The sequence below is a fragment of the Sphingomonas guangdongensis genome, from assembly GCF_900199185.1.
GTDB classification, from domain to species: domain Bacteria; phylum Pseudomonadota; class Alphaproteobacteria; order Sphingomonadales; family Sphingomonadaceae; genus Sphingomonas; species Sphingomonas guangdongensis.
This window is the reverse complement of record NZ_OBMI01000003.1, coordinates 473,655-488,139: the sequence shown is the minus strand read 5'-3', so window position 1 is coordinate 488,139 and position 14,485 is coordinate 473,655. Positions and strand designations below refer to the sequence as shown.

General features: G+C 67.1%; 20 protein-coding genes. All 20 read right to left on the bottom strand.

Annotation, left to right across the window (positions count from 1 at the left end):
• Positions 1-306 (bottom strand): NADH-quinone oxidoreductase subunit NuoK, encoded by a 306-nt coding sequence (gene nuoK, locus CRO12_RS14440; RefSeq protein WP_097064751.1) that lies wholly within the window; start codon positions 304-306, stop codon positions 1-3.
• Positions 303-914 carry an NADH-quinone oxidoreductase subunit J gene (locus tag CRO12_RS14435; protein WP_097064750.1) on the bottom strand — a complete coding sequence of 204 codons (612 nt, stop codon included), beginning with the start codon at positions 912-914 and terminating at the stop codon, positions 303-305. The genes nuoK and CRO12_RS14435 overlap by 4 nt, the downstream gene beginning before the upstream one ends.
• Positions 911-1,072: a hypothetical protein gene (locus CRO12_RS18065; protein WP_179641048.1), complete on the bottom strand. Its 162-nt coding sequence runs from the start codon at positions 1,070-1,072 to the stop codon at positions 911-913. Before CRO12_RS18065 ends, CRO12_RS14435 begins: the two co-directional genes overlap by 4 nt.
• Before the next feature lie 26 nt (positions 1,073-1,098).
• Positions 1,099-1,584, bottom strand: a complete 486-nt coding sequence (gene nuoI, locus CRO12_RS14430; protein WP_097064749.1) for an NADH-quinone oxidoreductase subunit NuoI — start codon at positions 1,582-1,584, stop codon at positions 1,099-1,101.
• Positions 1,581-2,630: an NADH-quinone oxidoreductase subunit NuoH gene (gene nuoH / locus CRO12_RS14425; protein WP_097064748.1), complete on the bottom strand. Its 1,050-nt coding sequence runs from the start codon at positions 2,628-2,630 to the stop codon at positions 1,581-1,583. The genes nuoI and nuoH overlap by 4 nt, the downstream gene beginning before the upstream one ends.
• A 103-nt stretch (positions 2,631-2,733) precedes the next feature.
• Positions 2,734-4,758 (bottom strand): NADH-quinone oxidoreductase subunit NuoG, encoded by a 2,025-nt coding sequence (gene nuoG / locus CRO12_RS14420; protein WP_097064747.1) that lies wholly within the window; start codon positions 4,756-4,758, stop codon positions 2,734-2,736.
• The gene (locus tag CRO12_RS14415) at positions 4,751-5,347 is read right to left on the bottom strand and encodes a hypothetical protein (RefSeq protein WP_097064746.1); all 597 of its coding nucleotides are present in this window, start codon (positions 5,345-5,347) and stop codon (positions 4,751-4,753) included. Before CRO12_RS14415 ends, nuoG begins: the two co-directional genes overlap by 8 nt.
• Positions 5,344-5,571, bottom strand: a complete 228-nt coding sequence (locus CRO12_RS14410; RefSeq protein ID WP_097064745.1) for a hypothetical protein — start codon at positions 5,569-5,571, stop codon at positions 5,344-5,346. The genes CRO12_RS14415 and CRO12_RS14410 overlap by 4 nt, the downstream gene beginning before the upstream one ends.
• Positions 5,568-6,878: an NADH-quinone oxidoreductase subunit NuoF gene (gene nuoF, locus CRO12_RS14405; RefSeq protein ID WP_097064744.1), complete on the bottom strand. Its 1,311-nt coding sequence runs from the start codon at positions 6,876-6,878 to the stop codon at positions 5,568-5,570. Before nuoF ends, CRO12_RS14410 begins: the two co-directional genes overlap by 4 nt.
• On the bottom strand, positions 6,875-7,039 hold the full coding sequence (locus CRO12_RS18060) for a hypothetical protein (protein ID WP_179641047.1): 165 nt from the start codon (positions 7,037-7,039) through the stop codon (positions 6,875-6,877). The genes nuoF and CRO12_RS18060 overlap by 4 nt, the downstream gene beginning before the upstream one ends.
• The gene (locus tag CRO12_RS14400; RefSeq protein ID WP_097064743.1) at positions 7,036-7,710 is read right to left on the bottom strand and encodes a complex I 24 kDa subunit family protein; all 675 of its coding nucleotides are present in this window, start codon (positions 7,708-7,710) and stop codon (positions 7,036-7,038) included. The genes CRO12_RS18060 and CRO12_RS14400 overlap by 4 nt, the downstream gene beginning before the upstream one ends.
• The gene (locus tag CRO12_RS14395; RefSeq protein WP_097064742.1) at positions 7,710-7,940 is read right to left on the bottom strand and encodes a hypothetical protein; all 231 of its coding nucleotides are present in this window, start codon (positions 7,938-7,940) and stop codon (positions 7,710-7,712) included. Before CRO12_RS14395 ends, CRO12_RS14400 begins: the two co-directional genes overlap by 1 nt.
• Positions 7,937-9,172, bottom strand: coding sequence for an NADH-quinone oxidoreductase subunit D (locus CRO12_RS14390; RefSeq protein WP_097064741.1), 1,236 nt, complete (start codon positions 9,170-9,172; stop codon positions 7,937-7,939). The genes CRO12_RS14395 and CRO12_RS14390 overlap by 4 nt, the downstream gene beginning before the upstream one ends.
• On the bottom strand, positions 9,169-10,065 hold the full coding sequence (locus CRO12_RS14385) for an NADH-quinone oxidoreductase subunit C (RefSeq protein ID WP_097064740.1): 897 nt from the start codon (positions 10,063-10,065) through the stop codon (positions 9,169-9,171). The genes CRO12_RS14390 and CRO12_RS14385 overlap by 4 nt, the downstream gene beginning before the upstream one ends.
• On the bottom strand, positions 10,062-10,643 hold the full coding sequence (locus CRO12_RS14380; protein ID WP_179641046.1) for a NuoB/complex I 20 kDa subunit family protein: 582 nt from the start codon (positions 10,641-10,643) through the stop codon (positions 10,062-10,064). The genes CRO12_RS14385 and CRO12_RS14380 overlap by 4 nt, the downstream gene beginning before the upstream one ends.
• A complete protein-coding gene (locus CRO12_RS14375; protein ID WP_097064739.1) occupies positions 10,634-11,008 on the bottom strand; it encodes an NADH-quinone oxidoreductase subunit A in 375 nt (124 codons plus the stop codon). Before CRO12_RS14375 ends, CRO12_RS14380 begins: the two co-directional genes overlap by 10 nt.
• 191 nt (positions 11,009-11,199) lie before the next feature.
• Entirely contained in the window at positions 11,200-12,015 is an 816-nt protein-coding gene (locus CRO12_RS14370; RefSeq protein WP_097064738.1) for an inositol monophosphatase family protein, read from the bottom strand.
• A gap of 125 nt (positions 12,016-12,140) precedes the next feature.
• Positions 12,141-12,704, bottom strand: coding sequence for an elongation factor P (gene efp, locus CRO12_RS14365; RefSeq protein WP_097064737.1), 564 nt, complete (start codon positions 12,702-12,704; stop codon positions 12,141-12,143).
• A 62-nt stretch (positions 12,705-12,766) separates the two neighbouring features.
• Positions 12,767-13,447, bottom strand: a complete 681-nt coding sequence (locus CRO12_RS14360; protein WP_245858536.1) for a M23 family metallopeptidase — start codon at positions 13,445-13,447, stop codon at positions 12,767-12,769.
• Complete coding sequence (locus CRO12_RS14355) at positions 13,444-14,457, bottom strand: L,D-transpeptidase family protein (RefSeq protein ID WP_097064736.1); 1,014 nt, start codon at positions 14,455-14,457, stop codon at positions 13,444-13,446. Before CRO12_RS14355 ends, CRO12_RS14360 begins: the two co-directional genes overlap by 4 nt.
• Positions 14,458-14,485 lie beyond the last annotated feature (28 nt).

The following is a 14,485-nucleotide window of genomic DNA, read 5'->3' as shown; positions in this document are numbered from 1 at the left end:
TCACCCCTTCATGCGGTTGACGTCGTCGACCGAGATGGTCGCACGGCCGCGGAAGTAGATCACCAGGATCGCCAGCCCGATCGCCGCCTCGCCGGCGGCGACGGTCAGGACGAACATCGCGAACACCTGTCCGACCAGATCGCCGAGATAGGCGGAGAAGGCGACCAGGTTGATGTTCACCGCGAGCAGGATCAGTTCGATCGCCATCAGGATCAGGATCAGGTTCTTGCGGTTGGCGATGATGCCGAACACCCCCATCCCGAACAGGATGGCGGCGACCACCAGGTAGTGGGTCAATCCAATCACAGCTCCACCCCCTGGCCGACCGCCGGCTGCATGTTGCGGGTCGAATCCTTGGCGCGGCGGTTGACCTGGCTGCTGATCGACTGGCGGCGCACACCGCCCCGCTCGCGGTAAGTGAGCACGATCGCACCGATCATTGCGACCAGCAGGACGAGCCCGGCACCCTCGAACACGAACAGGTAGCGCGAGTAGAGCAGGCGCCCGATTCCCTCGATGTTCGGAATGGTCGGGTCGAGCGGAGCGGCCTTGACCGCCAATTCGACCCCACCGGCGGTGTAGCCGAAGAAGCCGATCACCACCTCCGCCGCCAACGCGAGCGCCAGCGCGACCCCGACCGGGGCGTAGCGGACGAACCCGGCGCGCAACTCGGCGAAGTCGATGTCGAGCATCATGACGACGAACAGGAACAGCACGGCAACCGCGCCGACATAGACGATGACCAGAAGCATCGCGATGAACTCGGCACCGCACAGCACCATCAGCCCCGCCGCGTTGAAGAAGGCGAGGATCAGCCACAGCACGCTGTGCACCGGGTTGCGCGACGAGATGGTGAGGCCTGCCGACAGGATCACCACGCCCGCGAACAGGTAAAAGGCGATAGCCTGGATCACTGGTGCGCGTCCCCGTCGCACGTGCCCGCCGCACAACACGGGCTCAGCGCGCGGCCGTTCGCGTCGACAACGGCCGGCGTCCGCCGCGCCGCCTGTGCGAAGGCGCCAAAGGCGCCGGTGCCCGTGCCGGAGCCGAGCAGCCTCGATCGATACTTCATGGCGTTCCCCACTGTTGCCGCGGCGCTTACCGGTAGGGTGCGTCGGCGGCAAGGTTCGCCGCGAGGCTCCGCTCCCAGCGATCGCCGTTCTCGAGCAGCTTGGCCTTGTCGTAGATCAGTTCCTCGCGCGTCTCGGTCGAGAAATCGAGGTTCGGACCCTCGACGATCGCGTCCACCGGGCATGCCTCCTGGCACAGTCCGCAGTAGATGCACTTGGTCATGTCGATGTCGTAGCGCGTCGTGCGGCGGCTGCCGTCGTCGCGGGGCTCCGCCTCGATCGTGATCGCCAAGGCCGGGCACACCGCCTCGCACAGCTTGCACGCGATGCAGCGCTCCTCGCCGTTCGGATAGCGGCGCAGCGCGTGTTCGCCGCGGAACCGCGGCGACAGCGGGTTTTTCTCGAACGGGTAGTTGATCGTCGCCTTGGGCTTGAAGAAGTAGCGCAGCGTCAGCGCGTGCGCCTTGATGAACTCCCACAGCGTGAACGACCGGACGACTTGGGCAAGACTCATAGCGGCACCCGCTGAAGCATGAGGTATCCTGAAACCAGGAACACGAAGGTGAGCGAGAGCGGCAGGAACACCTTCCAGCCCAGCCGCATCAGCTGGTCATAGCGGTACCGCGGCACCGTCGCCTTCACCCAGCTGAAGATGAAGAAAAACAGCAGGATCTTGACGAAGAGCCAGATGATCCCCGGCACGTAGTAGAGCGGTGCCCAGTCGAGCGGCGGCAGCCACCCGCCCCAGAACAGCGTGGCATTCAGCGTGCACATCAGCAGCACGTTGGCGTATTCGCCGAGCCAGAACAGCGCAAAGCTCATCGAGCTGTATTCGGTTTGATACCCCGCGACGAGCTCCGACTCCGCCTCGGTCAGATCGAACGGCGCGCGCTGCGTCTCCGCCATGGAGGAGATCAGGAAGACGACGGCCATCGGGAACAGCAGCGGATTGAAGCCGAAGCCGTTCAGCAGTCCGAAGACGTGCCCGGTCTGCGCCGTTACGATCTCCGACAGGTTGAAGCTGCCCGCCCAGAGCACGACCGAGATCAGGACGAAGCCGATGGCGACCTCGTAGCTGACCATTTGCGCCGCGGCGCGGAGCGCGGAGAAGAACGGGTATTTGGAATTGGACGCCCAGCCAGCGATGATGATGCCGTAGACGCCGAGGCTGGACGCCGCGAGCACGTAGAGCAGGCCGACGTTGATGTTCGCGACCACAGCGCCCGGCGCGAACGGCACCACCGCCCACACGATCAGCGCGACGGTGAAGGTGATGACCGGCGCCAGCAGGAACAGCCCGCGATTGGCCGACGAGGGGACAATCGTTTCTTGCAGGAAGACCTTCAGCCCGTCGGCAAAGGACTGGAGCAGGCCAAACGGGCCGACGACATTCGGTCCGCGCCGCAGCGCCATTGCCGCCCAGATCTTGCGATCGGCGTAGATGATCATCGCGACCGCCAGCATCAGCGGCAGTGCAATGACCAGGATGCCGATCAGTGTCGCGGTGAACCACGCCCAGCCGTAGGGCATGCCGACCGAGTTCTCGAAGAAAGACGTCATCTGCACATTTCCGTCACCCCGGCGAATGCTGGGGTCGCTTCGTGAAAGGGCGCGCCCGTGCGGCACGCGATCCCAGCCTGCGCTGGGATGACAACGTTGCGGCTCACTCCGCCGCCTCCGCGAAATCCTGACCATGGACGATCTCGGCCGAGCAGCGCTGCATCGTCGGCGACGCGCGGCAGATCGCGTTGGTCAGGTAGAAGTCGGTGATCGGATAGCCACTGATGGCGCCGCTCGCGGCCGCGTCGAGCGCCGGCGGGTTCCACTCGAGCGTCGCCAGCCCTTCCTGCGCAAGCGCCGGCGTGTCGCTGAACATCGCGGCGCGCAGCTCGGCAAAGCTGTCGAACGGCAGCGTATGGCCGATCCGTTCGCTCAGCGCGCGCAGGATCGCCCAGTCCTCGCGCGCGTCACCCGGCGGGAACACCGCGCGATCGCCGCGCTGCACGCGCCCCTCCAGGTTGACGTAGGTGCCCGGCTTCTCGCTGAACGCCGCCCCCGGCAGGATCACGTCGGCGTGGTGCGCGCCCGCGTCCCCGTGGTGACCGATGAACACCTTGAACGCCGATCCGAAGGCCTGGTGATCGACCTCGTCCGCGCCGAGGAAGAAGACGAGCTTGGGCTCAGCAGCGACCAGCTCCCCGACCCCGCCCTTGCTGGTGAAGCCGAGCAGCAGCGATCCCATCCGCGATGCCGCCATGTGGAGCACGTTGAAGCCGTTCCAGGCCGTCCCGTCCTCCAGCGTCCGTACGAGGTTGAGCTTGTCCGCGAGCGCCAGCGCCGCGCCGTGGCCGCCCTTCAGTGCCGCACCGCCGACGATCACCGCCGGCGCCTTGGCATCCGCGAACGCCTTTGCCGCCGCTTCCGGCAGGTCGCCGAGCAGCGACAGGTCGGTCCCGAGCCACTCGGCCTTGTAGGTCAGGTCCGTCTCCGGCCCGATCGCGAACACCTTGGCACCGCGCTTGATCGCCTTGCGCACGCGGGTGTTCACCAGCGGCGCTTCCCAGCGGAGGTTGGTGCCGACCAGCAGGATCGCGTCCGCGTCCTCGATCCCGGCGATGGTCGTGTTGAAGTTGACGGCCGAGAGGCTGGAGACGTCATAGTCCATCCCGGTCTGCCGCCCCTCGTGAAGCGGGGAGCCGAGCTCCTTCAGCAGCGCCTTGGCGGCGAAAATCGTCTCGCAGTCGACCTGGTCGCCGTGGACGGCGGCGACGCTGCTGCCGGCCTCTCTGGCGACCGCCGCGATCGCGTCGAACGCCTCGTCCCATGTCGCAGGGTGGAGCTTGCCGTCACGCCGCACGAACGGCCGGTCGAGCCGGCGGCGGATCAGCCCGTCGACGGCGTGGCGCGTCTTGTCGTGCGCCCACTCCTCATTCACGTCCTCGTTGATCCGCGGCAGCGCGCGCAGCACCTGACGCCCGCGCGCGTCGAGCCGGATGTTGGTCCCGACCGCATCCATGACGTCGATCGCCATGGTCTTCTTCAGCTCCCACGGCCGCGCCTCGAACGAATAGGGCTTGGAGGTGAGCGCCCCGACCGGGCACAGGTCCACGACATTGCCCGACAGCTCGGACTGGACGGCGTGCTCCAGGTAGGAGGTGATCTGCATGTTCTCGCCGCGGTACAGCGCGCCGATGTCCTCGACGCCCGCGACTTCCTCCGCGAAGCGGACGCAGCGGGTGCACTGGATGCAGCGGGTCATGACCGTCTTGACGATCGGGCCCATGTACTTCTCGGTCACCGCGCGCTTGTTCTCGGTGTAGCGCGAATGGCCGCGGCCATAGGCCATCGACTGGTCCTGGAGGTCGCACTCGCCGCCCTGGTCGCAGATCGGGCAGTCGAGCGGGTGATTGATGAGCAGGAACTCCATCACGCCCTCGCGCGCCGCCTTCACCATCGCGGAGTCGGTGCGGATCTCCTGGTTGTCGGCGGCGGGCAGCGCGCACGACGCTTGAGGCTTCGGCGGCCCCGGCTTCACCTCGACCAGGCACATCCGGCAGTTGCCGGCGATCGACAGCCGTTCATGGTAGCAGAAGCGCGGGATCTCCTTGCCCGCCGCCTCGCACGCCTGGAGCACGGTCGCTCCCTGCGGTACCTCTACCTCGATCCCGTCTACTTTCAGCTTAGGCATTGTCGGCTTCCGTTCGACCGCGCGCATCCTGGTAGAGCACGGCCGCAATGTGATTGCGCACGTCGGTGACGTCGACGTTGTAGCGGACCTTTTCCGGCATGCACCGCGTCAGGGCGTCGCCGAAGCCGAGAAAGGCCGCGCGCTCCTCCTGGCTGGCGATCGCCTGCCCGAGCTGCGTCAGCGAGCGGGCGGGGTCGCTGTGTACGAGACAGGTCGCATAGGCGATGACGAAGGCGCGGCCGTTCGCCCGCGCGGGTCGATCGGCGACCGTCGCCGTGAGCGCGCGAGCCCGCGCCGCTACCGCCCCGTCGCGCGCCAGCGCTGCCTCCGCGATTGCTCCGCGGATCGCACCGGTCCGCAGCGACAGCCCCGGACGACCGCCGAGGCAGGTTCGTCCAGCCCGCGAAACCTCATGCGCCAGCCGCGCTTCCTCGCTGCTGCCGAGCGGCGTCATCAGCAGTCGACCGGTCGCACGCGGAGCCGTCCTGACCAAGCAGTCGCCGAATTCGGCCACGACGACCTGCTTCGGAATCAGCTTACCCTGTGGCGTCGTTGCCGTCGCCGCCAAGGCAATGAACAAGGCGATCATCTGGGAATCTCCCCATCTCGCAGGAGTGCTCGCGCGGGGTCCTCACCGAGCAGCCGCAATGCAGCGGCGATCAGCACCGGCCCTGCGACAGACGCGACCGCCCCGCCCCAGAACCAGTCGTGCCGCATGAATGGCGCCAGGATCATCCGCACCAGATAGAACAGCGCCGCCACCGCCGAGAGCAGCAGCGCCACCTCCAGCAGCAGCGTGGAGACCCGTCTCACTCCGCCGCCTCCTGCATCGGCGCCATGCCACCGGTGCCCTGGCGCTCGGTGATGCGACGCTCCAGCTCGGGGCGGAAGTGGCGGATCAGGCCCTGGATCGGCCATGCCGCCGCATCGCCGAGCGCGCAGATCGTGTGGCCCTCGACCTGCTTTGTCACTTGGTGCAGCGTGTCGATCTCGCTGATGTCCGCGTCGCCAGTGCGGAGCCGCTCCATCACCCGCCACATCCAGCCCGTTCCCTCGCGGCACGGCGTGCACTGGCCGCAGCTCTCGTGCTTGTAGAAGTAGGACAGGCGGCTGATCGCGCGGACGATGTCGGTGGACTTGTCCATGACGATGATCGCCGCGGTGCCGAGGCCGGAGCCGAGCGCCTTGAGCCCGTCGAAATCCATCGGCGCGTCCATGATCTGCGCCGCAGGCACGAGCGGCACCGACGATCCGCCCGGGATCACCGCCAGCAGATTGTCCCATCCGCCGCGGATGCCGCCGCAATGCTTCTCGATCAGCTCGCGAAACGGGATCGACATCGCCTCCTCGACGACCGTCGGGCGCTCGACGTGGCCGCTGATCTGGAACAGCTTGGTGCCCTTGTTCCCCTCGTTGCCGAAGGAGGCAAACCACTCCGGCCCGCGACGCAGGATGGTCGGGGCGACCGCGATGCTCTCGACATTGTTGACGGTGGTCGGGCAGCCGTACAGCCCCGCGCCGGCCGGGAACGGCGGCTTGAGGCGCGGCTGGCCCTTCTTGCCCTCGAGGCTCTCCAGCATCGCGGTTTCCTCACCGCAGATGTAGGCGCCCGCGCCCCGGTGGCAGAACACGTCGAAGTCGTAGCCCGAGCCGCACGCGTTCTTGCCGATCAGCCCGCGGTCGTACGCCTCCGCGATCGCCGCAAACAGCACCTCAGCCTCGCGGATATACTCGCCGCGTATGTAGATATACGCTGCCCGCGCGCGCATCGCAAAGCCGGCGACCAGCGCTCCCTCGATCAGCTTGTGCGGATCGTGGCGGATGATCTCGCGGTCCTTGCACGATCCCGGCTCGGACTCGTCGGCGTTGATGACCAGAAAGCTCGGCCGGTCGGGCCGCGGTTCCTTGGGCATGAAGCTCCACTTCATGCCGGTCGGGAACCCTGCCCCGCCGCGCCCGCGCAGGCCGGACGCCTTGATCCGGTCGATGATCGTGTCGGGGCCGAGCGCCAGCAGGTCCTTGGTGTTGTCCCAGTCACCGCGCCCGATCGCAGCGTCGATGTTCCACGGCTGGAAACCGTAGAGGTTGGTGAAGATCCGGTCCTTGTCCGCGAGGCTCACTTGCCGTTCCCCAAGAGCTTCTGGCCGCCGGCCAGGATCGCAATGACGATGGCGCCGCCGATCAGGAGGCCCAGCAGCTTGAAGCTGAGCTTCAGCACCCAGCCAAGTACGACAACCGCACCGATCACGGCCAAAATCGTGACGAGCGTGTTCTTGCTCACGCTGCCCACTCCGACCGGTAATCGTGATTCTCGTCCACCATCGCGGTGAGCGTGGTCACGCCGCCGTATGGCTCGACGGTGTGGCGACCTGGTTCCTGCGTGCCGGCCTTCGGGTTCTCGCCCGCTTCCAGCGCGTTCAGGATCGCCATGGTGCGATCGTAGTCGAGGTCCTCGTAATTGTCGTCGTTGATCTGGACCATCGGCGCCGAGGCACAGCTGCCCAGGCACTCGACTTCGGTCAGCGTGAACAGGCCGTCGGGCGTCGTCTTGCCCTTGTTCAGGCCCTTGTTCTTGCACGCCGCCAGCACGTCGTCTGACCCGCGCAGCAGGCACGGCGTCGTTCCGCACACCTGCACATGGTAGCGGCCGACCGGCGCCAGGTTGAACATCGTGTAGAAGGTCGCAACCTCGTACACGCGGATGTAGGCAACGCCGATCTGGCGCGCAACGAACTCGATCACCGGGATCGGCAGCCACCCTTGCGTGCCGGTCTCCGCCCCCACCTGCCGCTGCGCCAGGTCGAGGAACGGGATCGACGCGGACTGCTCGCGGCCCTTGGGATAGCGCGCCAGGATCTCGTTCGCGCGGCGCTGGTTCTCGTCCGTCCAAGCGAACCCGTTCCAGCGAGCGCGGACCTCTGCCTCGTCGGGGATCTGCGGTGCGTCAGCCATCAGTGTGCATCCGTGAGGTCAAGCCGCGCCTCGATCCGTTCAATACGGTCAGTCAGGCGATCAAGGCGGTTGTTGGTGCCCGACACCGCGATCACCAGGCTGCCGATATGCTCTTCGGCAGCGGTCACCCGGATTTTCAGATCACGCATGTCGAACTTTAGCTCGGCCAAGTCACCCTGCATCTTCTGCAGCACGGCGTAGATCAGGTCGGTGCTGACGGGCTCGCTCACCGGTCACACTCCCCGAACACGATGTCGAGCGCGCCGAGGATCGCGGTGGTGTCGGCCAGCATGTGCCCGCGGCTCATGAAGTCCATTGCCTGAAGGTGGCTGAACGCGGTCGGACGAATCTTGCAGCGGTACGGCTTGTTGGTGCCGTCGCTGACCAGGTACACGCCGAACTCGCCCTTGGGGCTCTCCGTCGCGACGTACACTTCGCCCGCGGGGACGTGGTAGCCCTCGGTGTAGAGCTTGAAGTGGTGGATCAGCGCTTCCATCGACCGCTTCATCTCGCCGCGCTTGGGCGGGCCGACCTTGCGGTCGGTGGTCATGACCGGGCCTTCCGGCATCTCGGCCAGGCACTGCTTCATGATCCGCGCCGACTGACGGACCTCCTCCACGCGCACCATGAACCGGTCGTAGCAGTCGCCGCGGGTTCCGACCGGCACATCGAACTCCATCCGGTCGTAGACGTCGTACGGCTGCGACTTGCGGATGTCCCACGGAATGCCGGCGCCGCGGATCATCGGGCCGGAAAAGCCCCACCGGATCGCGTCGTCACGGCTCACGATCGCGATGTCGACGTTGCGCTGCTTGAAGATGCGGTTCTCGGCAACCAGGCTGATCGCGTCTTCGAACAGCCGCGGCAGGCGCGTGTCGAGCCAGTCGGAGATGTCGGTGAGCAGCTTCAGCGGCACGTCCTGGTGAACGCCGCCCACGCGGAAGTAGTTCGCGTGCATGCGCGCGCCCGACGCCCGCTCGTAGAAGCCCATGCAGTCTTCGCGGATCTCGAACAGCCACAGGTTCGGGGTCATCGCGCCCACGTCCATCACGTGCGAACCGAGGTTCAGCATGTGGTTCATGATGCGGGTCAGCTCGGCGAAGAACACGCGGAGGTACTGGGCGCGGAGCGGCACCTCCAGGTCGAGCAGCTTCTCGACCGCGAGCACGTAGCTGTGCTCCATGCACATCGGCGAGCAGTAATCGAGCCGGTCGAAGTAGGGCAGCGCCTGCTGATAGGTCTTGTACTCGATCAGCTTCTCGGTGCCGCGGTGAAGCAGTCCGACGTGCGGGTCGATCCGCTCGATGATCTCACCGTCGAGCTCCAGCACGAGGCGCAACACACCGTGCGCCGCGGGATGCTGCGGCCCGAAATTGATCGTGTAGTTCTGGATTTCGGCGTCGCCGGACGTCGGATCGGCCGCGTCGGTACGGCCCTCCAGTTCGTCGAGAAACTCGCTCATTGGTTCTGTCCCTCGCCCTTCGTGGGCACCACATCGGGATCGGCGGGCGCAGGACCATCGTCGGGGTGCGGCTTGCCCGCGCCGGTATCGCCCGTGTCCTCGCTCACCTTCGGCTTGTCGACGTCGGCCTTCGCCTTCTCCGCCGCCTCGGCATCGGCCTTCCGCAACTGGTCGGCGGTGACCGGCGACTGCGCGCCCTTCGCCTGCGGCTGGGCCGCGACATTGGTCGAGGGCTCGGCGGTCTTGGGCGTCGGCGGGGTCGCGGCAGGTGCCGGCGTCGGCGCCTTCTCGTCGCCTGGCAGGACGTATTCCGCGCCTTCCCACGGGCTCATGAAGTCGAAGTTGCGGAAGTCCTGCGCCAGGCTGACCGGCTGATAGACGACCCGCTTCTCCTCCTCGGAATAGCGCATCTCGACATACCCCGAGAGCGGGAAGTCCTTGCGGAACGGATGCCCGCGAAAGCCGTAATCGGTCAGGATGCGGCGCAAGTCAGCGTTGCCGGAGAACAGCACGCCGTACATGTCGTACACTTCGCGCTCCAGCCACCCGGCGACCGGCCAGATACCGGTCACCGACGGCACCGGCTGCTCCTCGTCCGTCGTCACGCGCACGCGGATGCGATGGTTGCGGGTGAGCGACAGCAGGCAGTAGACGACGTCGAACCGTTCGGGCCGCGACGGATAGTCGACGCCCGCGATCTCCATCAGCTGCTGGTACTCCAGGCCCGGCGTATCGCGCAGCCGCGTCATCACGTCCACCAGCCGCTCACGCGGCACGGTCAGCGAGACCTCGCCGACTAGGTCGCTCGCCTCGACCAGGAGGTCGCCGAGCGCAGCGGCCGCATGCTCGATCACGCCGTCGTTGGCGGCGTAGCGGGGGGCGGGCGCCCTCACCGCTCCACCGTGCCGATGCGGCGGATCTTACGTTGCAGCTGCATGATCCCGTACAGCAGCGCCTCGGCAGTCGGCGGGCAGCCGGGCACGTAGATGTCGACCGGGACCACCCGGTCGCAGCCGCGCACGACGCTGTAGCTGTAGTGATAATAGCCGCCGCCGTTCGCACACGATCCCATCGAGATCACGTACTTGGGCTCAGACATCTGGTCGTAGACGCGGCGCAGCGCCGGAGCCATCTTGTTGCAGAGGGTTCCTGCGACGATCATCACGTCCGACTGGCGCGGCGACGCACGCGGGGCCGCGCCGAAGCGCTCCAGGTCGTAGCGCGGCATGTTGACGTGAATCATTTCCACCGCGCAGCAGGCGAGCCCGAAGGTCATCCACCACAGGCTGCCGGTGCGCGCCCACTGGAACAGCTCCTCGGTCGAGGTGACCAGGAAGCCCTTGTCGTTGAGTTCGCCGTTCAGGTCGTTGAAGAAACCCTGGTCAGGCAGCGTGCCCGGGGCCGGCGCCCGATCGAGCGAGATGCTGCCGCCGAGCGGCTTCTGCGGCGCGGCGTCGAGATCTACTCCCAATCCAGCGCTCCCTTCTTCCATGCGTAGACGAGACCGAGCGCTAGCTCGGCGATAAAGATCATCATCGATCCCCAGGCGACCCAGCCGAGATCGAAGACGGTCACGGCCCAGGGATAGATGAACGCCGCCTCCAGATCGAAGACGATGAACAGGATCGCGACGAGGTAGAACCGCACGTCGAACTGCGAACGGCTGTCCTCGAAGGCGGGGAAGCCACACTCATACTCCGTCAGCTTCTCCGGCGTCGGCTTGTGGGCACCGGTGAAGCGCGCGGCGACCATCGGCAGCACCACGAAAGCGCCGGAGAGAAGCAGTGCGATCCCGAGGAACATGAGGATCGGCAGATAGTGCGACAGGTCGACCAAAGGCGCTCTCGCAAGTGCGAACAAAAGGATGACGCGGGCTCTAGACCCCTACCCTACACCGGGCAAGGGTTTGACCCCGTGAGAATGACTCGCAAATCGTTGCGTACCATACCGGATCGTCGCGCTGCAGATGGGGGTAGTGCCCCCTGCAACAAGCCGCAGGGGTGCAACAATTCAACGACTTAGCAGGCTCACCGCAGCGCGGATGCGACCAGCTTGTGGAGGCGCGAGTGGAGCTGGTCGTTGGCGGCGAGTACCTCGCACTTCTCGAGTGCGCGGTCGGCGCCGCGATAGTCGGTGACGAAGCCGCCGGCTTCCTTGACCAGCAGGTAGCCGGCCGCAATGTCCCACAGCTTCAGGTCGCTCTCCCAGAACGCGTCGAAGCGGCCCGCGGCGACCCAGGCGAGGTCGAGCGCGGCGGCGCCGAAGCGGCGAATGCCGGCCACTTCGGGTGCGACTGCGCCGAAGATGCGGCTCCACTCGGCGAAGTTCCCGTGACCCAGGAAGGGGATGCCGGTTGCGACAAGCGAGTCCGCCAGATCGCGGCGCGACGACACGCGCAGCCGGTTGCCCTGGACCCACGCGCCGCGGCCCTTCTCCGCCCAGAAGCCCTCGTCGGTCAGCGGCTGGTAGACCATGCCGTGCGTGATCTCGGGCCGCCCGCCGGCGCCGCGCGGGTCCTCGACAGCGATCGAGATCGCAAAGTGGGGGATGCCGTGCAGGAAGTTGCTGGTGCCGTCGAGCGGGTCGACGATCCAGCGCGGCAGGTCGGGATCACCCTTCACCTCGCCGCCCTCCTCCAGCAGCAGGCCCCAGTCTGGCCGGGCGCGACGCAGCTCCTCGACGATCGCTTCTTCCGCGCGCTTGTCGGCGACGGAGACGAAATCGGCCGGCCCCTTGCGGCTGACCTGCAGGTTCTGGACCTCACCAAAGTCACGGCGCAGGCGCGGTGCCGCCTTGCGGACCGCGCGCTCCATGACGGTGATGAGGCCGGATTGGGCTGCCATGTTCTGTTCCTGGCCCATCCTCGGGCTTGTTGCTTGTCGGGCCGCGGGCAAAGCCCGCGTCGTCGGTCGGGCTAAGCCCGCCGGCCGGGTCGTCCGGCTGTGCGCGATAGCTCGGCTATCGCGGCTCAGTCGGCTCGCCTGACATAGGTCTGCTCGTAAACGTCGACCACGATCTTCGTGCCGGCGGCGATGTGCGGCGGCACCATCACGCGGACGCCGTTCTCCAGCACCGCGGGCTTGTAGCTCGACGAGGCGGTCTGGCCCTTCACCACCGCATCGGCCTCCACGATCACCGCCTCGATCGTGTCGGGCAGCTGGACGCTGATCGGCTCCTCGTCGTAGAGCTCCATCACCACGTCCATGCCGTCCTGCAGGAACGCGGCGGCGTCGCCGAGCAGGTCGCGCGGCAGGCTGGTCTGGTCGTAGGTGTCCTTGTCCATGAACACCAGGTTGTCGCCGTCGGCAAACAGGAACTGGAAATCCTTGGTGTCGAGCCGGACCCGCTCCACCGTCTCCGCCGAGCGGAAGCGGACATTGTTCTTGCGGCCGTCGCGCAGATTCTTCAGCTCGACCTGCATGTACGCCCCGCCCTTGCCGGGCTGGGTGTGCTGGATCTTCACGGCACGCCAGATGCCGCCCTCATACTCGATGATGTTGCCGGGACGGATATCGACGCCGCTGATCTTCATGGGGAGCTTACCTGCTGGAAAGAGCGAGGAGACGCGTGCCCGCGTCCCGATGGCCGCGCCCCTTAGCTCCGCCTCGCGCCTCCGACAAGCAGGGGAAAGGGATTGACCGCCTCCCCCTCCCACCAGCCATCGCCCAGGCGCATCCGCGACATGCCGAAGTGAAGGTGGTAGTTGCCGGGACCTGCGTTGCCGGTGTCTCCCACATAGCCGAGCTGCTGCCCGGCGCGCACGGCGGCGCCCTCCGCCAGACCGGGAGCGTAGGCGGCGAGGTGCGCGTAGTAATAGGTCCAGCGCCGATCGGGCGAGCGGACGTACACGGTGGTGCCGCCCGCGCCGCTCGTGAACAGCCGCTCCACCGTGCCGGCACTGGCGGCGACCACGGGCACGCCGCGCGGCGCCATGATGTCGATTCCCTGATGCGCGCGCGCGCCGCCCTCACGGGCCTGGCCCCAGCTGTCGGCCAGCGCGTCGGCACGCACGCCCGCGACCGGGATTGTCAGCCCGCTTGGCGGAGCGGCACGCGGCGCCTTCGCGCGGGCGATCACGTCGGCGACCACGCTTGGCTGCTGCGGCCCGGTAAAGCGGACCAGCGACCCGGCCGCGACCAGCAGCATGATCACGAACGCGAGCAGGTAGAGCAGCAGATTCCGCCGCCGTCGCCCGCGCGGTCGCCCGACGCCCGCCCGCGTTGCCGCCGACGGGCGGACGCGGCGGAAGCGCCCGAGCGATGTGGCCCAGCTCACGCCCGGAACACCGCCTTCGTGCCGGGCTTGATCATCAGCGCCAGCCGCGCAGCGTCCCAGTTGGTCAGGCGGATGCACCCGTTCGACTCCGTCTGGCCGATGTTCTGCGGCTCGGACGTGCCGTGGATGCCGTAATGCTCCTTGGACAGGTCCATCCACACGACGCCGACCGGATTGTTGGGCCCGGGCGGCACCACCGCTTCCTTGGCCCCGGGCTTGGTGTTGGCGATCAGGTCCGGATCGAACTTCCAGTCGGGGTTGTAGGCGCTGCCCTTGATCTCCCACGTGCCGATCGGCAGCGGGAACTTGGCCGAGCCCATGGTGGCGCTGAACTGCGCGACCAGCTTGTCGTCCTTGTCAAAAACCTTCAGCACGCCTTCCGACTCGTCGACCACGACGTGGTCGGCGGCCGGCTGCTGCGCATCGACGTTGAGATTGGCGACGGTCGAGCGCCACTTCGCATCGTCGATCGTGTAGTTGCGCGAGACCGGCAGCGCATTGGGGAAGACGACCTGCGTGCCCGGCCGCAGCGGCGTCTCGCGACTGTTGAGCGCGACCAGCACCTGCGGCGTGGTATGGAACATCTCGGCCAGCTTCTCGAGCGGCGAGCGGTAGGAGAGCGCCGGAAGCTTCGACTGCTGCTCATAATCCTTGGGAATGGTGCCGAGATACGGCCCGGCGAGCATCCCCGGCGTCAGCACAATCGTCTTGGTCGGACGCCACGCCCGGTACTGGTACAGCCCGCGGAGCGTGGCGGCATCGATCGCGCCGGTGGTGTCGAGGCCGCGGCTCTCCTGAAAGCCGCGCAGTGCCGCCTTGGTCACTGCGTTCATCCGCCCGGTGAGGACACCGGGCCCGAAGCCGAGCTTGTCGAGGATTACCTGGACGTGGAGGATGTCGCGGTCGACGCTCGGCAAGGCAGCGGCCGCACCCGCCGGCCTGGCCGCAGGCGGCGGGGGAGCCGCCCCGGCCAGAACGGTTCCCACCAAGACCAGCGTCGTCCACCGCATCGCTCAACTCCGTTACGCCTACGTTCCT